The 19,932-nt window shown below is 47.6% G+C and carries 16 protein-coding genes; 14 read left to right on the forward strand and 2 right to left on the reverse strand.

Annotated elements, in window-relative coordinates; genetic code table 11:
* Positions 1–6 precede the first annotated feature (6 nt).
* The 9 genes from fdxH to K9N75_RS03580 all read left to right on the forward strand — a co-directional run bounded on the left by fdxH (position 7) and on the right by K9N75_RS03580 (position 10,852).
* Entirely contained in the window at positions 7–909 is a 903-nt protein-coding gene (fdxH, locus tag K9N75_RS03540; RefSeq protein ID WP_008815013.1) for a formate dehydrogenase subunit beta, read from the forward strand.
* Positions 902–1,561: a formate dehydrogenase-N subunit gamma gene (fdnI, locus tag K9N75_RS03545; protein WP_096079960.1), complete on the forward strand. Its 660-nt coding sequence runs from the start codon at positions 902–904 to the stop codon at positions 1,559–1,561. Before fdxH ends, fdnI begins: the two co-directional genes overlap by 8 nt.
* A 259-nt stretch (positions 1,562–1,820) precedes the next feature.
* The gene (locus K9N75_RS03550) at positions 1,821–2,741 is read left to right on the forward strand and encodes a GlxA family transcriptional regulator (protein WP_008815015.1); all 921 of its coding nucleotides are present in this window, start codon (positions 1,821–1,823) and stop codon (positions 2,739–2,741) included.
* A gap of 243 nt (positions 2,742–2,984) precedes the next feature.
* Positions 2,985–4,262 carry an ATP-grasp domain-containing protein gene (locus tag K9N75_RS03555; protein WP_020303479.1) on the forward strand — a complete coding sequence of 426 codons (1,278 nt, stop codon included), beginning with the start codon at positions 2,985–2,987 and terminating at the stop codon, positions 4,260–4,262.
* A 33-nt stretch (positions 4,263–4,295) separates the two neighbouring features.
* Positions 4,296–4,880, forward strand: coding sequence for a cysteine hydrolase family protein (locus K9N75_RS03560; protein ID WP_008815017.1), 585 nt, complete (start codon positions 4,296–4,298; stop codon positions 4,878–4,880).
* Positions 4,881–4,901: 21 nt separating this feature from the next.
* On the forward strand, positions 4,902–5,915 hold the full coding sequence (gene hypE, locus K9N75_RS03565) for a hydrogenase expression/formation protein HypE (RefSeq protein WP_008815018.1): 1,014 nt from the start codon (positions 4,902–4,904) through the stop codon (positions 5,913–5,915).
* 231 nt (positions 5,916–6,146) lie between these two features.
* Positions 6,147–8,465: a carbamoyltransferase HypF gene (hypF, locus tag K9N75_RS03570; protein ID WP_224452222.1), complete on the forward strand. Its 2,319-nt coding sequence runs from the start codon at positions 6,147–6,149 to the stop codon at positions 8,463–8,465.
* 4 nt (positions 8,466–8,469) lie between these two features.
* Entirely contained in the window at positions 8,470–9,798 is a 1,329-nt protein-coding gene (locus K9N75_RS03575; RefSeq protein ID WP_064575081.1) for a diaminobutyrate--2-oxoglutarate transaminase family protein, read from the forward strand.
* Between the two features lie 94 nt (positions 9,799–9,892).
* Entirely contained in the window at positions 9,893–10,852 is a 960-nt protein-coding gene (locus K9N75_RS03580) for an EamA family transporter (RefSeq protein ID WP_039187984.1), read from the forward strand.
* Between the two features lie 80 nt (positions 10,853–10,932).
* On the opposite strand, the gene loiP (K9N75_RS03585) is transcribed toward K9N75_RS03580, so the two are convergent.
* Positions 10,933–11,685, reverse strand: a complete 753-nt coding sequence (gene loiP, locus K9N75_RS03585; protein ID WP_008815022.1) for a metalloprotease LoiP — start codon at positions 11,683–11,685, stop codon at positions 10,933–10,935.
* 188 nt (positions 11,686–11,873) lie between these two features.
* Entirely contained in the window at positions 11,874–12,629 is a 756-nt protein-coding gene (gene loiP, locus K9N75_RS03590) for a metalloprotease LoiP (protein ID WP_008815023.1), read from the reverse strand.
* A gap of 251 nt (positions 12,630–12,880) precedes the next feature.
* Here loiP (K9N75_RS03590) and tkt point away from each other — a divergent pair, with 251 nt between their 5' ends.
* The 5 genes from tkt (at position 12,881) to mscS (ending at position 19,919) form a co-directional block, all read left to right on the forward strand.
* A complete protein-coding gene (tkt, locus tag K9N75_RS03595; protein ID WP_008815024.1) occupies positions 12,881–14,875 on the forward strand; it encodes a transketolase in 1,995 nt (664 codons plus the stop codon).
* 322 nt (positions 14,876–15,197) lie between these two features.
* Positions 15,198–16,241, forward strand: a complete 1,044-nt coding sequence (epd, locus tag K9N75_RS03600) for an erythrose-4-phosphate dehydrogenase (protein ID WP_008815025.1) — start codon at positions 15,198–15,200, stop codon at positions 16,239–16,241.
* 40 nt (positions 16,242–16,281) lie between these two features.
* On the forward strand, positions 16,282–17,445 hold the full coding sequence (gene pgk, locus K9N75_RS03605) for a phosphoglycerate kinase (protein ID WP_008815026.1): 1,164 nt from the start codon (positions 16,282–16,284) through the stop codon (positions 17,443–17,445).
* Between the two features lie 141 nt (positions 17,446–17,586).
* The gene (fbaA, locus tag K9N75_RS03610; protein WP_004846864.1) at positions 17,587–18,666 is read left to right on the forward strand and encodes a class II fructose-bisphosphate aldolase; all 1,080 of its coding nucleotides are present in this window, start codon (positions 17,587–17,589) and stop codon (positions 18,664–18,666) included.
* Positions 18,667–19,052: 386 nt separating this feature from the next.
* Positions 19,053–19,919 carry a small-conductance mechanosensitive channel MscS gene (mscS, locus tag K9N75_RS03615; RefSeq protein WP_008815027.1) on the forward strand — a complete coding sequence of 289 codons (867 nt, stop codon included), beginning with the start codon at positions 19,053–19,055 and terminating at the stop codon, positions 19,917–19,919.
* Positions 19,920–19,932: the final 13 nt, after the last annotated feature.

Here is a 19,932-nt window from a genome sequence, read left to right on the forward strand (position 1 = left end):
GAACTTATGTCCATGCAATCACAAGACATTATTAAGCGTTCGGCGACCAATGCCTTAACGCCGCCGCCGCAGGCTCGCGATTACAAGGAAGAGGTTGCTAAGCTCATTGACGTCTCGACCTGTATTGGCTGTAAAGCCTGTCAGGTCGCTTGCTCAGAGTGGAATGACATCCGTGATGAAGTGGGGCACTGCGTTGGGGTTTATGATAACCCAGCTGATTTGAGCGCCAAGTCATGGACGCTAATGCGTTTCTCTGAAGTGGAGCAAAACGGCAAGCTAGAGTGGCTGATCCGTAAAGATGGCTGTATGCATTGTACCGATCCGGGCTGCCTGAAGGCATGCCCATCGGCGGGCGCGATCATCCAATATGCCAACGGCATCGTGGATTTTCAGTCTGAACACTGCATCGGCTGTGGCTATTGCATCGCGGGCTGTCCGTTTAACATTCCACGCCTGAACCCAGACGACAATCGTGTGTATAAATGTACGCTGTGCGTTGACCGTGTCAGCGTGGGACAGGAGCCTGCCTGCGTGAAAACCTGCCCAACCGGAGCGATTCACTTCGGCAGCAAGAAAGAGATGCTGGAAGTGGCTAGCGAGCGCGTCGAAAAACTGAAGAAACGCGGTTTTGAGCAGGCGGGGATATACAATCCTGAGGGCGTTGGCGGCACACATGTGATGTATGTACTGCATCATGCGGATAAGCCAGAGCTCTATCACAATCTGCCGAAAGATCCGAAGATCGATATGGCCGTGGGTCTATGGAAAGGCGTGTTGAAGCCATTATCCGTAGCTGGGTTTATCGCCACCTTTGCGGGGCTGATTTATCACTACATCGGTATTGGCCCAAACAAAGAAGTGAGTGACGAAGAAGAGAGCGATGACGAAAAGGGGAACCATCATGAGTAAAAGCAAAATGATTGTTCGTACTAAGTTTATCGATCGCGCCTGCCATTGGACGGTAGTGATCTGTTTCTTCTTGGTTGCATTATCGGGTATTGCGCTGTTCTTCCCTACGCTGCAATGGCTAACACAGACTTTTGGTACGCCTCAAATGGGCCGCATTATGCACCCGTTCTTTGGCGTACTGATTTTTGTGGCGCTAATGTTTATGTTCTTCCGTTTTGTGAAGCACAACATCCCTGAACGCGAAGACGTGCCGTGGGTGGTCAACATTGTTGAAGTGCTAAAAGGCAATGAGCATGAAGTCGCGGATGTGGGAAAATATAACGCCGGACAGAAGATGATGTTCTGGAGCATCATGAGCCTGATCTTCGTGCTGCTGGTGACGGGCATTATTATCTGGCGTCCGTATTTTGCTCAGCACTTCCCGATTGAGCTGGTGCGTTATTCGCTACTGATTCACGCCGCGGTAGCTATCGTGCTGATCCATGCCATCTTGATCCATATGTATATGGCATTCTGGGTTAAGGGGTCGATCAAGGGCATGGTGGAAGGTAAGGTAAGTCGCCGATGGGCGCGCAAACACCATCCGCGTTGGTATCGTGAAATCGAGGCGAAGGAAGCCGAGAAAGCGCAGGAAGATAAACCGTACGATTAACGCTGTTATCCGATGAAAAAGCCGCATGAAAATTGCGGCTTTTTTTATGTCCGAAAACGGTCGTTCATTAAATGAACGTAGCTAGCTAACATGCGTCACGAGAATGACATGTTGTCCGTGATGGGCAGACACATGTCTGTATATGGCCTTTAAATTTAAAATATTAACAAGCATTATAGATCCCACAAGAAGTGGTATTGCTTAAGGCCGTTAGCTATTAAGATGCAAGGTATCTGGCTACAGACGGAACTTGAGCAAAATGAGCGTAGATGTCTACTTCTTGGTATTACCGAATATGATGGTGCTGGATATTGTCGGGCCGTCAGAAACGTTACAGCTGGCAGGCGATCACTTTAAAATTCATTACATAAGTCCCAAGCAAAGCGTTCGCTGTTCTACGGGGATGATGGTTGGTGACTTAAAACCTCTGCCGGAAACGTTACCTAATGGCAGCTTGTTAGTGCTGCCCGGAGTCACTAACTCGCTGGTTGATTTTGACACTGAAGAGGCGTTGACCGCACTGGAGTGGCTCAAAGGGTGGCGAGGGAAGGTGAGTCGGCAGGAGCTCAGCATCGTATGCATCTGTTCAGGTGCATTGCTCGCGGCTAGAGCAGGCCTGTTAGATGGAATTCAATGTACGACGCACCACGACATTTTGGATCGGTTACGAGCACTGGCACCGGCAGCGTTGGTGAAAGAAAACCGCATCTTTATTGAAGATAAAGGCGTGTGCACGTGCGCGGGCATTATGGCTGGTATTGATTTAGCGCTGCACTTAGTGCACCGGTTTTGTAGCCCACAAGAAGCGATGCGTGTGGCGAGAGAGATGGTGGTTTATTTTCCACGGGCGGGCGAGGACGCACAAATGTCACCGTGGCTAAGGTTTCGTCATCATCATCATCCGGTTATTCATCGTGCCCAAGATATTATTGCGATTTCGCCAGAAAAGAACTGGAATATTGAGGAACTGGCCGCGCTTATTCACGTTAGCTCACGCCATCTGTCGCGTTTATTTCGCCAGCATCTTGGAATTAGCGTACGAGAATTTCATGAACAGATGCGTTTGGCCATTGCGCAGCAATATATCCAAAGCGGTATGGGCGTTGAAAAAGCGGCTTTGGTTGCCGGTTTCTCTTCCGCTCGCCAATTACGTCGAGCGAAAATGCGAGCTGAAGAGTAGCGTATAATTTACTTAATAATATTTTCGCACTCTTGATAATCATTTTTTAGCCTCACACTATCGGTATTAAATCGCTCCGAGGGAGCGATCTATTCAAAAAACAGAGAGTCGCTCTCCTAGCGCTAGAGATGTCATCTGTAAGTTTACGGTGAGTCTTGACGCTAGAGCCATATCTCCGTGGCGTAAAGGTTATGAATTAATAAATTTTAAAATATGTTTTTAATAAAATGAGAGAGCGTGGATATGGAAAGTAATATCAGTCAGTCAGCTGTTGTTTCTCAGCAATTTGCCGTTATTGTCGACCCATTTTCTAGCGGTGCTCTATTAGCCGCAGAGTTTAAAAAACGTGGCTTAGAGTGTATAGCGCTAATTTCTCAGAAAAATATTCCCGCGGTATTTGCAGGCTCATATCGCCGTGACGATTTCTTCATGGAGATTCGCTTCGACGGAAATGTGAAAAAGATCTCCAACGTTTTGCGCCAATTAGATATTCGTGCCGTGGTGTCTTGTTTAGAAACCAGTGTGGCTTTGGCGGATCGTGTGGCTAATTTACTCGATGTTCCGGGCAATAACGTATTTACCAGCGAAAGACGTCGCGACAAATTTGCCATGGGCGAAGCGGTGCGAGCCGCAGGTTTACGTGCCCCATTGCAAAAAATGAGCGCGAGCGAAGATGAAATCATTCGCTGGGTTGCAGAACATAAAGTATTCCCCGTGGTGGTTAAACCGGTAAATTCGGCTGGCTCAGATTGTGTCACGATTTGCCACGATCTGGATGAGGTGAAATTCGCATGTTCACTGATTTTAGGTAAGTTGAATAAATTCGAGCAGGAGAATACTTTCGTACTGGTGCAGGAGTTTTTAGATGGTCATGAATATGTGGTCGACACGGTGACGCTTAATGGCCAAACCGTTACCTGTAACGTATTCGTGTATGAGAAAGTTGCAGCTAACAACGTCGCTTTTGTCTACCGCGCTATTCGTGCGCTAGAGCTCGACGATCCGATTGCCCAAAAGCTGATTGCCTATAACGATCAGGTACTGAAGGCGTTAGATATTCACCAAGGTGCAGGGCACAGCGAAATTATTATTAGCAACGGAGAACCTGTGCTGGTGGAAGTCGGTGCGCGTATGCACGGCGGTAATATTCCAGCGGTTGTGCAGAAATGTGCCAAATGGTCCCAAATTGAATTGCTCGTTGATTCTTATATCGATCATCCTTCGTTCCATCGCCGCGCTAAAGAACCGTTGCATCTGGATAGAAAAATTCTTATTCATTTCTATATTTCGGGTGAAGGTGGAAAAGTAAAAGCAATTCGTGGACAAAGCGTTGTCGAGAATTTGCCATCTTACTTTGATGCATTTTGGTACGTTAAACCGGGCGAATCTATTGCTGAAACGGTTGATTTATATACCTGCCCGTTAAAAGTTATTCTCACTCACGATAATGCTCAACAGATTGAAGAAGATAAAAGACTTTTGTTAAAGCTAGAACAAGAGAATCTGATTTTTGAAGTGTAGTTATTTCCGATGATATTTTTAAAGGGTTAATTAATGAAAAAGATAGCTGTGCTGACTAATGACCTGCAATATGACTTGGTAGAGAAAAACCCTGAGCGTGTTGCCGCCGTAGAGGCATTTAAAGAGCGTTTTGTTTCATTCATGAATAATATGCGTGAAATGGGGCATATTATTGTCCATCTACAACTGGTTAACTTACCTGATGACCCTAATGTAGAGCGCTATAATGGTTTTCTTCCGGTACAGAAAGGAACTCATGGTGCGGAGATCATCAGTGAGTTTTTGCATCCTGCGGATATTGTGGTTGAAAAGAATAAAGACAGCGGTTTTTATGAAACCGAGCTGGATAATATATTGAAGCAGAATGATGTGGATACGGTCATTATCACCGGTATGCAAACTCAAATCTGTGTTCAAACGACAGCGGCTGATGCGTTTTTCCGTGGCTATAACGTTTGGGTTCCAACTGACGGCGTAGTTTCAGCCCGTGATGAAGATAAAGAAAGAGCGCTAACCTGGCTTGCTGGATATTGTGCCACCGTATGTTCTAGCGATGAGATTTTGCATACGCTGGTGGACAAAGGTCACTTACCCCGTAAAGAAGTTAAAATCCCTTAACTTATATTGAGTGAGCAATAAATGAACCAGCAGGACAAGATTGTTCTCGATCACGGAACGGGTGCGAAATTAAGCCAAGATCTTATTCGTACCATGACAGAACTTCTCGGTGATGTGCATATTGGTAAAATGGAAGATAGTGCGGTTCTCAATATTGGTAACAATAGAATTGCCATGACAACCGACTCATTTGTTGTTTCTCCTGTTTTTTTCGGCAACGGTGATATTGGGAAAATAGCCGTATGCGGAACGGTTAACGATTTGGCCGTGATGGGAGCCAAACCTTTATTTATCACTTTGGCGATGATTATCGAGGAAGGTTTCTTAATTGAGGATCTGAAACGCATTATTATGTCTATCCGTGATACCGCCCGTGAAGCCGGTGTGAAGATTGTGGCAGGAGATACCAAGGTTGTTGGGCGCGGTGAGGCGGATAAAATATTCCTGAATACGACCGGCATTGGTACTTTCGAACGAGAGCCTCTAAGCATGTTGAACGTGCGTAGCGGCGATAAAATTATCCTCAGTGGTAATATTGGCGATCACTCTATTCATCTACTTTCCATTCGTGAAGGTTTGGGATTTGAGCAACGCGTTAAGAGCGATTGTGCGCCGCTTAATAATATTATCGAAGCACTACTCAGTTCATCTTTGGCTTCAGCAGTGGTTTCCATGCGCGATGTCACCCGCGGTGGCTTCAGTGAAGTTATGCATGAATATAGCCAGTCGACAGGGCATGTCGTGTGTTGTGATGAGGCGCGATTGCCTATTCAAGCAGAGACACGTATGGCTGCTGATATGTTAGGGGTTAACCCTATTCATTTAGCCAACGAAGGTTGTTTGTGCCTATTTGTTCGTTCTGAACATGCAGACGAAGTCGTGAATTTCCTGCGTGAGTTTGAACAATCAAAAAATGCGACCGTCGTGGGTGAGGTGAGCGTAGAGGCAGGCTGCCAAGTATTGATGCGTCAAAGTGATGGTGATTCTTACACGTTGGAGCAATTGGTCGGGGCTGAATTGCCGCGCCTTTGCTAATACCCGTCATATTTGAAGCTGTATCGGCGTTGGCCAAGCCTGCTTAGCCGTATGACTAAAGAAAGTAAGCTCATACGGATAAATAAGAGGCCGATGCAAATCCAATTATTTGGAGCATAGAGAAATATTTCCGTAGCGGGTCAGGTTATTTCGTTTATTGACCCGCCTTTTTCAACTATCTGTTCTTAATACTATGGCTATTTAGCCATTTAAATTGCAAAGAAATACATTATGTATACACACAAACAGATAAGAGTGAACGGAGTCGTACAAGGGGTCGGATTTCGTCCTTTTGTACATAAAATTGCATTAATTAACGATCTATTGGGATGGGTGTTAAATGATTCCCAAGGCGTACTTATTGAAGTACAGGGAAGCGTTGAAAATTATGCCAAGTTTAAACGACAGCTATTAGAAGATAAGCCGCCGATGGCGAGCATTATTTCCTGCGTAGAAACGAGTTTCGAAACGAATCATGAAACGGGCGCAATTAAATACACTTCATTTTTAATTAAAGAAAGCCTAGAGAAATTAAATACTACGACGATAGTTCCTCCCGATGCCAATGTGTGCCCTGACTGCATAAGGGAAATGTTTGATCGCACCAATCGTCGTTATTTATATCCATTTATTAACTGTACCAACTGCGGCCCGCGTTTTTCTCTGATTGAAGATATGCCTTATGACCGCAAGAACACCACTATGGCCTCTTTTACCATGTGTGATAGCTGTTTGGCAGAGTATCAGGATGTTGCCGATCGCCGTTACCATGCTCAGCCGAACGCTTGTCCTGACTGTGGACCGCGAGCATGGCTTGCTGATACTGCAGGTCAAGAGATATTGCATCCTGAGCCGTTGGCTCAGGCTCGCCGCATGTTACGTGATGGACAAATTCTGGCGGTGAAATCGCTGGGGGGCTTTCATCTTTCTGTGGATGCGACACAGGAAAATGCCATCAAATTATTACGCCAGCGTAAGCGTCGGGATGACAAGCCGTTTGCCATCATGGTCAAAGACATGGCTACCGTGCGCCGTTTTTGTGAGGTCAGCGCTGAGGAAGAACGCTATCTACAATCGCACCAGCGCCCCATTGTCATCTTGAAAAAACGCAGTGATTGTTCACTGCCTGACGCTATTGCCCCAGCTAACCCATCACTTGGTGTTATGTTGCCTTCCGCGCCGTTGCACTATTTGTTGCTGGATGACACTGCGCTGCCAGCCTTAGTGATGACCAGTGCCAACCGTTCTGGCAACCCAATTGTGTTTCGCAATGAAGAGGCAGTGGCGGAATTAGGGCAAATTGCAGACGTTTTTTTATTCCATAACCGCGATATTCATACACGCGTCGACGACTCTTTGGTTCGTTTGGTTTCTACCCGAGATGGTGAAACATTGACGACGTTTGTTCGCCGCTCGCGCGGCTATGCGCCTTATCCGGTCAATGTGTCGCAAACGCTGCGTCCCATCATGGCCGTGGGCGCGGAGTTGAAAACCACGTTGGCGCTCTCGAAAGGTGAGCAGGTTTATTTAAGCCAACACATTGGCGATCTCAAAAATGATAAGGCTTTTGACGCTCATGAGCTGTGTGGCAAAACGCTCGGTCATTTACTGGATATCCAGCCGACGGCTTGGGCTGCGGATATGCATCCCCAGTTTCGTTCGACTCGTCACCTCGAAGAGAGCAGTGATTTACCTCTGTATCGCGTTCAGCATCATCACGCGCATATGGCGTCTTGTATGGCTGAAAATGGTTTGCAAGGCAAAACCATCGGTGTGGTGTTTGACGGCACAGGCTATGGTGATGATGGCACGATTTGGGGCGGTGAGTTTTTGCTGGGCGACTACAAAAGCGCACATCGCATTGCTAGCCTGCATCCGTTTGGGCTTCCTGGTGGTGATAAAGCGGTTAAAGAGCCATATCGCGTTGCATTAAGCCTACTATTTGAAACTTTTGGTGATGACGCAAGACACCTACCGCTGCCGTTTTTAAGTGAGCTACAGGCAGACCAAATCAATGTGTTGATGACTATGCTGAGCCGCGGAATTAATACCGTGAAAACATCCAGCATGGGGCGATTATTTGATGGTGTGTCGGCGCTCATCGGTGTGCGCAGCAAAATTGAATATGAAGCGCAGGCCGCTATTGAACTTGAAGGTCTGCTGGACCGCGATCTTTCCAGCGCAGAGATTTTTGCCTATAGCTTTGTCGGCGATCAAGGTGTGATCCGATTGGATTATCGCCCCATGATTGCTGAAATTGTAGGCTGTTTGATTAACGGCTCACAGGATGCCGCACATCTCTCTCGCCGTTTCCACGCCACTATTGTCGCCGCCACGCATAGGCTGTGCCAGCTTCTTTCCGAAGCCTATAACACTAGCCAATTTGTTCTCAGCGGTGGCGTATTCATGAATGAATATCTCCTAGCCAATACTTACACGGCGCTAAAAAACAGTGGTTTTCGTCCCTTCGTTCAGCAGCAGGTTCCTGCTAACGATGGCGGTATAGCTTTGGGGCAGTTGATGGTTGCCAACGCCCAGATGGAGTCTTAATAACATGGCCCCTTTTGATCACGATCTTTCTCGACAGTTTGGCATTGAGTCCAACGCACGCACTTATTCGCGCACGATTAATTGCAACATTGTGCGCGGGCAAGGCTCTTTATTGTTTGATGAACATGGACATCGGTATATCGATTGTTTGGCCGGCGCTGGCACTCTTGCGACTGGACACAATCACCCTGAAATAGTCTCTTGTCTGACTTCTTTTTTAACCAGCGGGCAGATTTTGCATGGGCTAGATATGGTGACGCCGGCTAAGCGGATTTTTAGCGAAAAGGTGATTGCCGCTTTTCCTGAGCAATGGCGTAACGATCTGAAAATCCAGTTCTGCGGGCCAACGGGTGCAGATGCCGCCGAAGCCGCGATTAAGCTGTTTAAGACCGCCACGGGGCGCAGCAATATTATCGCGTTTCACGGTGCTTATCATGGGATGACCTGTGGTGCCTTATCGATAACGGGCAATCTAAAGGTGAAAGACCCTATTCAGAATCTGATGCCGGGCGTTCATTTTCTGCCTTATCCGTATTTGTTCCGAAGCCCATATGGCGTGGGCGACGAAGAGACGATTGATATCTCTCTCCATCATATCCGACAAACGTTAGTCGATCCTGAAAGTGGGATTAGCAAACCCGCGGCGATGATCGTTGAGGCGATTCAGGGGGAGGGGGGATGTATACCTGCCCCTCTGCGCTGGTTAAAGGGGCTTAGAGAGATTTGCACCGAGCTCGATATCCCCCTGATCCTCGATGAAGTTCAGTCTGGCATTGGGCGTTCGGGGGCGATGTTTGCCTTTGAGTTGGCCGATATTCAGCCTGACGCCGTTTTACTTTCCAAGGCGATTGGCGGCGGCTTACCAATGTCGTTGTTGGTCTATCACCAGAAGTATGACCGCTGGGCTCCAGGCGCGCACACCGGAACGTTTCGTGGAAATCAACTGGCGATGATTGCCGGAACCGCGACGCTGGAGATTATAGAGCGCGAGCAGATTTTGGAACAAACCAAGCTCAAAGGTGCGGTGCTGATGCATATGCTTGAAGGATTGAAAGCGCGCCATGCCTCAATAGGAGACGTGCGCGGAACCGGTTTGATGGTCGGCATTGAGCTGGTTGATGTGGGAGGTGAGTGCGATAAATTTGGCCGCTTCCCACCCAACGGCGACTTGGCCACTCGTGTGAAACGTCGCTGTTTTGAGCATGGTTTGATTGTTGAAACGGGAGGGCGGCATGGCGCAGTGGTGCGCTTACTTCCGGCTCTGACGATTGAAACAGCGTTGCTTGAGGAGGCGGTATGTATTCTCGACCAAGCCTTAGGCGATGAGCGCTAATCTCCAATCTATCTATTGATTGGATCTATTTATAACGATAGCCCCGCTAAAACGGTGGGGCACAAAACATCACTGACAGGCTAGGGGAAGGAATATGGGGAACGTTGATAGTCAAAAAGGCAGCCGTTTCGGCGTCGGCTATATATTGGTGTTTAACCTGTTGTCTGGGATACAGGCAGTTTATTTATCAGGGCTGCTGCAAAAGGCTAATCTGTTTGCCACCATCACTATTACGTTTTTCTTTGTTAGCGTTTTTTTTCTGGTCGTTTCTTTGTTTTATAAAGAGAAGAAAAACATACCGACGGCACCGGCTGCTAAATTTTATAACGTACTCGCTATTAACCTGACCACGGCGGGAAGTTGGTTGGGATTCTTTGTGGCGCTGAAATATATTGAACCGGCGGTGGTGTCTGCCCTCGCGAATGCAATTGGTCCAATGCTGACGCTGTTCATTACCGTGAAAATCGCGAAAAGCGACAAGCTGAGCCGCGCCGAGATATTCTCTGCTATCGGTGTGTTTGTCTGTATGTTGTTGATGATTCGTTCCACGATGAACGGTACCAGCGCACTAGGGAATATCTCCCGCGATCACGCGATTATCGGGATCGGCATGGCGTTTTTGTGCGGTCTTTCAATGGTGCTGAACACCATATTCTCAAAACGTTTGAATAACCAAGGCGTAAAACCCCATAGCATCATGACATTTCGTTTCGTTTTGATTGTGCTGGTAGGGGTTTATATTGCGGGTTATGACGAGATCATGGCGACGCTGCATCAGTATTGGCTGACGTTGTTGATTGTGGCGATGTTAGGGAATGTGTTGCCGCTTTATATCTTGCAGGTCGGGATTAGTAAAGTACCGCCGCTGGTTGTTTCGTTCGCACTGGTATTAGCGCCACTGTTTTACTTCCTGTCGCAGCAGTTTAGCGCCCGCATCGCATTTTCTGCAGAAACGCTGATTTTTATCCTGTGCTCTTTAATGTTTTTGTCCTACGGCATTATTGCAAAGTCGAAAGCTAAAGCGATGGCTGAAAAAGCCTTGCTGGCTGAATGAGTGTCTGCAAAACCTTATTGCGAATGCTATTGTTGGGATAACCACCTCAGATGAGGTGGTTTTTTTGTATGTACTAATTTTTACTTATCAGCAGCAATGCGTTCGCGGATGTGCTGTGCGCGCTCGGTTGATGGTGGGTGAGAATCAAACATACTGCCTTTACGGCCACCTTCTAACTGCGCCAATTTTTCAAAGCTAGTGGCTAAGCCTAGGGTATTTAGCTTACGTTTTTTCAGATAATCGTAAGAGAAATCATCGGCTTCTGATTCTTGGTGCTGTGAGAACTGAGAGTTAATCAGGGCTTCACCCAGATCGGCTAACTGTGTTTGGGACAACTCTGCGGCAACACCGCTTGTGGAGGCGACGGCAGTGCGTGCTGCAATGGTGCCATAGGCAACTTTCATCGCTTTCAAGCTGTGACCTAGTGCGACGTGACCCATTTCGTGACCTAAAACGCCTTCAACTTCTTCGTCGGTCATCATATCCATCAGCCCGCTATAAACACGAATGCAGCCGTTGGCCATTGCCCATGCGTTAACATCTTCAGTCATATAGACTTTATAGTTAACTGGCGTGCCGTTGATGTTATTGCCCATAGCCTTAGCAATTTTATTTAAACGCTTAGTGTATTTGCTTTTGCTGCTGGCGATTTGGCTTTGGCTATCCATCTCTTTGCAAGACTTGTTCGCGATAGCTTTAGCATCATCATCGGACAGGGTGGCTGCTTGGACGGCCTGTGCGCCAGATTGAGCCATCATTTGGGTATTTATGTTTTTACAGCCCGCTAATAATGCGGTAGTGACTGCAATCGCAATGATTGTTTTAAGCTTCATTATCTTTATCTTCCGTTGACAAATGATAGGTTAATTGGATGATTTACATAAAATAAAATCAGCTGATGCTATCACTAGGTCAAGGACGTAAATAGTTAATTAAATATTAAGTCAAAACAATTTAGCAGGGGAAAAGAGAGGATGAAGTAGGGCGAAAAGGCTCCGAATTATACCGGAGCCTGACAGTGTTATTGCTCTGCTGCGATGCGATCTCGGATATGTTGAGCACGCGCCTGAGAGGATGGATGATCGTCAAACATACTGCTTTGACGTCCGGCTTCCTGAGAGGCGAGCTTATCGAAACTGGTCGCCAATCCGATCGGATTAATGCCGCGTTTCTTCAGTAGATCGAACGAGTAGTCGTCAGCTTCACTTTCTTGTTTTTGGGAGAACTGGGAGTTCACCAGTTTTTCCCCCAGATCGGCGAGCTGTGATTGAGAAAGCTGTGCACCGATACCGCTGCTGGCCGCAATGGCAGTGCGTGCTGCCGTTGTGGCGTAGGCTACCTGCATAGCTTTACGTGAGTGGCCCAAGGCTACGTGCCCCATTTCGTGACCAAGAACGCCTTCCACTTCATTGTCGTTCATCATGTCCATCAGACCGCTGTATACGCGCACGCAGCCGTTAGCCATTGCCCATGCGTTGACATCTTTAGTGACGTAGACTTTATAGTTAACTGGGGTACCATTGATATCGCTGCCCAATGCTTTAGATATAGTGGCTAACCGTTTAGCGTAGGTACTGTCGGCAGGTGCAATTTGATTTTTGCTGTCCATTTCGGCACATGATTGTTCGCTCAGGGCTTTTACCTGCGCATCTGACAGCGTTGCCGCCTGAAATGCCTGTGCACCCGATTGCATCAGTCCCTCGGCGTTCATGTTTTGACAGCCGCTGAGGAAGGCTGAGGCTGTTAGAGCAATAAGCGGAAGTGTTATTTTGTTCATGTTATTTTCCTTTGGTGCAGTCTTTCCAGAGATTGAAGGTCGATCTGTGGTAGTGTATCCAGCGCAAAACGGGCTGTCATTGAGTATGTATTTTGTCTGTGCAGACTCCATATGAAAGCGGATTAATCTGCTATTTACAGGGATTAAATGAGACTTGATGCACTCATTTGGCCTTAGGGATTGCTGTTTTCATACGTAGTCTGAGAAAATACCTCGAACCCTGTTTCTTTAAATCCGACTTGGAGTAGAACATGTCCTCTCGTAAAGAGCTTGCCAATGCGATCCGTGCACTCAGTATGGACGCTGTGCAGAAAGCCAATTCTGGTCACCCAGGTGCCCCTATGGGGATGGCTGATATCGCGGAAGTCCTGTGGCGCGATTACATGAATCACAACCCGACCAATCCAAATTGGGCCGATCGTGACCGCTTCGTGCTATCAAACGGCCATGGCTCCATGTTGATTTATAGCCTGCTGCACCTCACAGGTTATGACCTACCAATCACTGAGCTGGAAAATTTCCGTCAGTTACATTCTAAAACCCCAGGCCACCCAGAATACGGTTACACCCCTGGTGTTGAAACAACCACTGGCCCATTGGGTCAGGGCATCGCGAACGCGGTAGGTATGGCTATTGCTGAGCGTACTTTGGCTGCGCAGTTTAACCGTCCTGGTCATGAAATCGTTAACCACCACACCTATGCATTCTTGGGTGACGGTTGCATGATGGAAGGCATTTCTCACGAAGTTTGCTCTCTGGCGGGTACCTTGAAGCTGGGTAAACTGACTGCGTTCTACGATGACAACGGTATTTCCATCGATGGTCATGTTGAAGGTTGGTTCACTGATAACACCGCTGAGCGCTTCGAAGCTTACGGCTGGCACGTTATCCGTGGCGTAGACGGTCACAACAGCGACGCTATCAAAGCGGCAATCGAAGACGCACGTAAAGTCACCGATAAGCCATCACTGCTGATGTGCAAAACGACTATCGGTTTCGGTTCTCCGAACAAAGCGGGCTCTCATGAAGCTCATGGTGCTCCACTGGGCGCGGCTGAAATCGAAGCTACCCGTAAAGCATTGGGCTGGAACTATGCTCCATTTGAAATTCCACAGGAAATCTATTCTCAGTGGGATGCTAAAGAAGCGGGTAAAGCGAAAGAAAGCGCTTGGGATCAGAAATTCGCTGCTTATAAAGCTGCATTCCCTGAACTGGCTGCTGAGTTCAAACGTCGCGTGAGCGGTGAACTGCCTGCTAACTGGGCTGAAGAATCCAAGAAATTCATCGACCACCTGCAAGCAAACCCAGCTAAAATTGCTAGCCGTAAAGCCTCTCAGAATGCACTGGAAGCCTTCGGTAAAGTGCTGCCAGAATTCCTAGGCGGTTCTGCTGACTTGGCTCCTAGCAACCTGACCATGTGGTCTGGTTCTAAGCCGTTGAACGAAGATCTGGCCGGTAACTACATCCATTATGGTGTACGTGAATTCGGTATGTCTGCCATCATGAACGGTATTGCTCTGCATGGCGGTTTCCTGCCATACGGTGCCACTTTCCTGATGTTCATGGAATATGCGCGTAACGCCGTACGTATGGCTGCGCTGATGAAAATCCGCAATATCTTCGTTTATACCCATGACTCTATCGGTCTGGGCGAAGATGGCCCAACTCACCAGCCAGTTGAGCAGATGGCTAGCCTGCGCGTAACGCCAAATATGAACACTTGGCGTCCATGTGATCAGGTTGAGTCTGCGGTTGCGTGGCAGTTCGCTATTCAGCGCAACGATGGCCCATCTGCGTTGATCTTCTCTCGCCAGAATTTGGCTCAGATGGATCGTACTCCAGAGCAGGTTGCTAATATTTCTCGCGGTGGTTACATCCTGAAAGATTGCGCGGGTCAGCCAGAGCTGATCTTCATCGCTACCGGTTCTGAAGTTGAACTAGCAATGAACGCCGCAGAGCAGTTAACCGCTGAAGGCCGCAAAGTGCGCGTAGTTTCTATGCCTGCAACTGAAGTCTTCGATAAGCAAGATGCGGCATACCGCGAATCTGTACTGCCGGCGGCAGTTACTGCGCGTGTGGCTGTTGAAGCGGGTATCGCTGACTTCTGGTACAAATACGTTGGTTTGAACGGCGCGGTGGTGGGTATGACAACCTTCGGTGAATCAGCACCGGCTGAACTGTTATTTAAAGAGTTTGGTTTCACCGTAGACAACGTTGTTGCTAAAGCGAAAGCTCTGCTGAAGTAATTCGGTAAGCATCGTAGATAGAAACGGGATTGCCGCAGGGCAGTCCCGTTTTTTTACGCCTGAACGGGGATATGAAACGCGATAATTTGTGAACTACAGCACATTTTTGGCGAAAGAAAGCGAGGCTTAACGCCCTTTTTATTGCGGTTATTTCTTTTGCTAAGGCTTTGGTTTATTCTTGGCTGAAGCGTTTCAGTTGATTGATGAAACGTCATTATTGGGATTATGTGACCGTGGGATTTCCATCGTTTTCGATGCTGCAGTACTCTATGCTCTTGTCTTAAAACTTTTGTTTTAAACTGCGTTCGGCGCAGGGAGTGATATGACCATTCGCATCGCAATAAACGGTTTTGGCCGCATCGGGCGCAGCGTGTTACGTGCGCTATATGAATCCGGCCGACGGGTAGAGATGTCCGTGGTGGCGATCAATGAATTGGCTGATGCTGAAGGCATGGCTCATTTATTGAAATACGATACCAGTCATGGGCGCTTCGCTTGGGATGTCCGTCAAGAACGAGATACGATGTGGGTAGGTGGGGATATTATCCGCCTGCTGCATGAAAAGCAGATTGCCAATTTACCGTGGAGTGAATTGGGGGTAGATATCGTGCTTGATTGTAGCGGCGTGTATGGCAGCCGAGCTGACGGTGAAGCGCATATTGCTGCGGGAGCCAAAAAAGTGTTGTTCTCACACCCTGGCAGTCACGACCTTGATGCCACTGTCGTTTACGGTGTGAATCAGCAGGAGTTACAACCAGAACACCACATTGTGTCTAACGCATCCTGCACGACGAACTGCATTATCCCTGTTATAAAACTGCTCGACGACGCGTTTGGCATTGAATCGGGTACGGTGACAACGATCCATTCATCAATGAACGATCAGCCGGTGATAGATGCGTACCATTCCGACCTGCGTCGGACGCGTGCAGCAAGTCAGTCGATTATACCTGTCGACACCAAACTTGCCGCAGGTATCACCCGTATATTTCCCAAGTTCTGCGATCGTTTTGAAGCGATTTCAGTGCGAGTGCCGACCATCAATGTGACGGCAATTGATTTGAGTGTTAGCGTGCAGGCCGCAGTAAAGGTGAGTGATGTCAACCACCTACTGCAAAAGGCAGCAAGCACCTCATTTCGTGGTATAGTTGACTATACAGAATTACCACTGGTTTCGACCGATTTTAACCACGACCCGCACAGTGCCATTGTTGATGGCACGCAGACGCGAGTTAGCGGTCAACACCTGATAAAAACGTTGGTCTGGTGTGACAACGAATGGGGTTTTGCCAATCGTATGTTAGATACAACGCTGGCAATGTTCCAAGCGGTTTCCAGTACGGCACAGCGGCCTGTGCTGCTGTGACGGTCAAGCAACTTTAAGAGAATCAACGAGAGGGTTCACCATGTCTGTAATTAAGATGACCGATTTGGATTTGGCTGGTAAACGTGTCCTGATCCGTTCAGATCTGAACGTTCCAGTTAAAGAAGGCAAAGTGACTTCTGATGCGCGTATCCGTGCGTCTCTGCCAACTATCGAAGCTGCTCTGAAACAGGGCGCTCGTGTTATGGTTACTTCCCATCTGGGTCGTCCTACCGAAGGCGAATACAACGAAGAGTACTCTCTGCTGCCTGTAGTTAACTATCTGAAAGATCACCTGAAGTCACCAGTTCGTCTGGCTAAAGACTATTTGGATGGTGTGGATGTTGCAGAAGGTGAGTTGGTTGTTCTGGAAAACGTTCGCTTCAACAAAGGCGAAAAGAAAGACGACGAAACCCTGTCTAAGAAATACGCTGCACTGTGCGACGTTTACGTCATGGACGCATTCGGTACTGCACACCGTGCACAGGCTTCTACCCACGGCGTAGGCAAATTTGCGCCTATCGCATGTGCGGGCCCTCTGTTGTCTGCAGAACTGGAAGCTTTGGGTAAAGCTCTGGGTAATCCAGCCCGTCCAATGGTTGCAATCGTTGGTGGTTCAAAAGTTTCTACCAAGCTGACCGTTCTGGACTCCTTGTCTAAAATTGCTGACAAACTGATTGTTGGTGGCGGTATCGCTAACACCTTCGTTGCTGCTCAAGGCCACAATGTAGGTAAATCTCTGTACGAAGCGGATCTGGTAGGCGAAGCGAAAAAACTGCTGACAACCTGCGACATCCCAGTACCAACGGATGTCCGTGTTGCAACCGAATTCTCTGAAACTGCGGCCGCAACGCTGAAATCCGTAAACGATATTAAAGATGACGAACAGATTCTGGATCTGGGTGATGCTTCTGCACACGAACTGGCTGAAATTCTGAAGAATGCAAAAACCATTCTATGGAATGGTCCAGTCGGCGTGTTCGAGTTCCCTAACTTCCGTAAAGGCACCGAGATCGTTGCTCAGGCTATCGCTGATAGTGAAGCATTCTCTATTGCTGGCGGCGGCGACACTCTGGCAGCTATCGATTTGTTCGGCATTGCTGACAAAATTTCCTATATCTCTACTGGCGGCGGCGCATTCCTTGAATTCGTTGAAGGCAAGAAACTGCCAGCTGTAGTGATGCTGGAAGAACGTGCTAAGCAGTAATGAACCGTGACGGGAGGCCGAGCCTCCCGTTGTTCTATCTGTTTGAATGTGTGGTAGCTTTTTTCTCTGTACTTTGCCCACATCAAGCAGCTGAAGACGATTTATTTTTTACTTACGGCCCACGAAACAGGACGACGTAACATGTCTAAAATTTTTGATTTTGTTAAACCGGGTGTCATCACTGGTGATGATGTTCAGAAAGTTTTCCAGATCGCTAAAGAAAACAATTTCGCATTGCCTGCAGTCAACTGTGTTGGTACCGACTCTATCAATGCGGTAATGGAAGCTGCTGCGAAAGTACGTGCTCCGGTTATCGTTCAGTTCTCAAACGGCGGTGCAGCATTTATCGCTGGTAAAGGCGTGAAAACCGACGTTCCTCAGGGCGCTGCTATTCTGGGCGCAATTTCTGGTGCACATCATGTTCACCAGATGGCTGAGCACTACGGTGTTCCAGTTATCCTGCACACTGACCACTGCGCCAAGAAACTGCTGCCATGGTTAGACGGACTGTTGGACGCTGGCGAAAAACATTTCGCAGCAACCGGCAAGCCACTGTTCTCTTCTCACATGATCGATCTGTCTGAAGAGTCCTTAGAAGAAAACATCGAAATTTGCTCCAAGTATCTGACCCGCATGTCTAAAATCGGCATGACGCTGGAAATTGAACTGGGTTGCACCGGCGGTGAAGAAGATGGCGTAGATAACAGCCATATGGATAGCTCTGCGCTGTACACTCAGCCAGAAGACGTTGACTATGCGTACACCAAACTGAACGCAATCAGCCCACGTTTCACTATCGCTGCTTCTTTCGGTAACGTACACGGCGTTTACAAGCCAGGTAACGTACAGCTGACTCCAAAAATTCTGCACAACTCTCAGGAATATGTTTCTAAGAAACATAATCTGCCACACAACAGCCTGAACTTCGTATTCCACGGCGGTTCTGGTTCTACTGCTGCAGAAATCAAAGAAGCTGTAAGCTACGGCGTAGTTAAAATGAATATCGACACCGATACCCAGTGGGCAACGTGGGAAGGTATTCTGAACTACTACAAGAAAAACGAAGGTTATCTGCAGGGCCAGCTGGGTAACCCAGAAGGTGCAGACAAGCCTAACAAGAAATACTATGACCCACGCGTTTGGTTGCGTGCAGCTCAGACCAGCATGATTGCTCGTCTGGAACTGGCATTTGACGAACTGAACTGCAAAGACGTTCTGTAATTCTTGCGGCGCAGCACTAATTTGATTAGTGCTGCGGTCAAATAAAAACACCCTGACGATTTCGTTGGGGTGTTTTTTTGTTTTATATGACGACCAATATCTCTGAATTATCCTATTTCATTGGGCCAAATTTTATATTTTAAGTTTTGATTAGTTGGCGTATGGCCCATTGTCCGTTAACCTTACGTCAACATGTCGCATATATCCGTCATACTTGAAGTTGCATCTGTGTTGGCTGCGTTCGCTCACCCGAATCACTTACTAGAGTAAGCTCATCGGGGGTTTCTCACTTGCCACCTTGATGCAACGCCAATTATTTGGGATATAAAACGGCATAAATTGAGCATATTGCATTACTTTTGATTTCTTAAAAGGAAGGATGGTTTATGAAAGACCTGAACGTTGTTGATGGCATTAATAATGCCGGAAACTGGTTAGTGAAAAATCAGGACTTATTGATTCACTATGCGGTAAATATTATTGCTGCGATCGTTATCTTCATTGTGGGTTCGATTATTGCCAAAATCGTTTCTGGCACCATTACCCGTTTAATGAAGGCTCGCGGCGTAGATCTCACCGTTGCTCACTTCCTTTCGGCACTGGTGCGCTACGGTATTATGGCGTTTACCATTATTGCTGCGCTAGGTCGTTTAGGTGTGCAGACTGCGTCTGTGATTGCCGTTATCGGTGCCGCAGGTTTAGCTGTTGGTTTGGCGTTGCAGGGCTCACTATCTAACTTTGCTGCGGGTGTTTTGTTGGTTCTGTTCCGTCCATTCCGTACCGGAGAGTTTGTTGATTTGGGCGGCGTATCGGGTACGGTTAAAGACGTACAGATTTTCTCTACAACGATGCTGACTGCTGACAATAAAACTATTGTAGTGCCAAATGGTAAAATCATTGCGGGTAATATTATCAACTACTCGCGTGAGCCTAATCGCCGCGTAGATATTACCGTTGGCGTCGCCTACGATGCTGACATCGATATCGTTAAAAAAGTTCTGGGCGATATTGTTGCTGCTGATAGTCGTATTATGCACGATCAAGGCGTCACTATTCGCCTGAATGAAATGGCTGCTTCATCTCTGAATTTTGTGGTTCGCGCATGGACAACCAATGCTAATTATTGGCCTGTCTATTTTGACCTGATGGAAAACTTCAAACGTGGTTTGGATGCCAATAAAATTGGTATTCCATTCCCGCAGATGGATGTACATCTGTATCAAGCCGCGGTGCGTAAGGCTGAAGGGGAATAGAATCTCCTATTGT

Source organism: Hafnia paralvei (assembly GCF_020150375.1).
In the GTDB taxonomy this organism is placed as follows: Bacteria; Pseudomonadota; Gammaproteobacteria; order Enterobacterales; family Enterobacteriaceae; genus Hafnia; species Hafnia paralvei.

Excerpts from the sequence above, each read along its gene's own strand:
- fdxH (WP_008815013.1), top strand. The coding sequence starts at position 7 with ATGTCCATGCAATCACAAGACATTATTAAGCGTTCGGCGACCAATGCC.
- fdnI (WP_096079960.1), top strand. The coding sequence starts at position 902 with ATGAGTAAAAGCAAAATGATTGTTCGTACTAAGTTTATCGATCGCGCC.
- K9N75_RS03550 (WP_008815015.1), top strand. The coding sequence starts at position 1,821 with ATGAGCGTAGATGTCTACTTCTTGGTATTACCGAATATGATGGTGCTG.
- K9N75_RS03555 (WP_020303479.1), top strand. The coding sequence starts at position 2,985 with ATGGAAAGTAATATCAGTCAGTCAGCTGTTGTTTCTCAGCAATTTGCC.
- K9N75_RS03560 (WP_008815017.1), top strand. The coding sequence starts at position 4,296 with ATGAAAAAGATAGCTGTGCTGACTAATGACCTGCAATATGACTTGGTA.
- hypE (WP_008815018.1), top strand. The coding sequence starts at position 4,902 with ATGAACCAGCAGGACAAGATTGTTCTCGATCACGGAACGGGTGCGAAA.
- hypF (WP_224452222.1), top strand. The coding sequence starts at position 6,147 with ATGTATACACACAAACAGATAAGAGTGAACGGAGTCGTACAAGGGGTC.
- K9N75_RS03575 (WP_064575081.1), top strand. The coding sequence starts at position 8,470 with ATGGCCCCTTTTGATCACGATCTTTCTCGACAGTTTGGCATTGAGTCC.
- K9N75_RS03580 (WP_039187984.1), top strand. The coding sequence starts at position 9,893 with ATGGGGAACGTTGATAGTCAAAAAGGCAGCCGTTTCGGCGTCGGCTAT.
- loiP (WP_008815022.1), bottom strand. The coding sequence starts at position 11,685 with ATGAAGCTTAAAACAATCATTGCGATTGCAGTCACTACCGCATTATTA.
- loiP (WP_008815023.1), bottom strand. The coding sequence starts at position 12,629 with ATGAACAAAATAACACTTCCGCTTATTGCTCTAACAGCCTCAGCCTTC.
- tkt (WP_008815024.1), top strand. The coding sequence starts at position 12,881 with ATGTCCTCTCGTAAAGAGCTTGCCAATGCGATCCGTGCACTCAGTATG.
- epd (WP_008815025.1), top strand. The coding sequence starts at position 15,198 with ATGACCATTCGCATCGCAATAAACGGTTTTGGCCGCATCGGGCGCAGC.
- pgk (WP_008815026.1), top strand. The coding sequence starts at position 16,282 with ATGTCTGTAATTAAGATGACCGATTTGGATTTGGCTGGTAAACGTGTC.
- fbaA (WP_004846864.1), top strand. The coding sequence starts at position 17,587 with ATGTCTAAAATTTTTGATTTTGTTAAACCGGGTGTCATCACTGGTGAT.
- mscS (WP_008815027.1), top strand. The coding sequence starts at position 19,053 with ATGAAAGACCTGAACGTTGTTGATGGCATTAATAATGCCGGAAACTGG.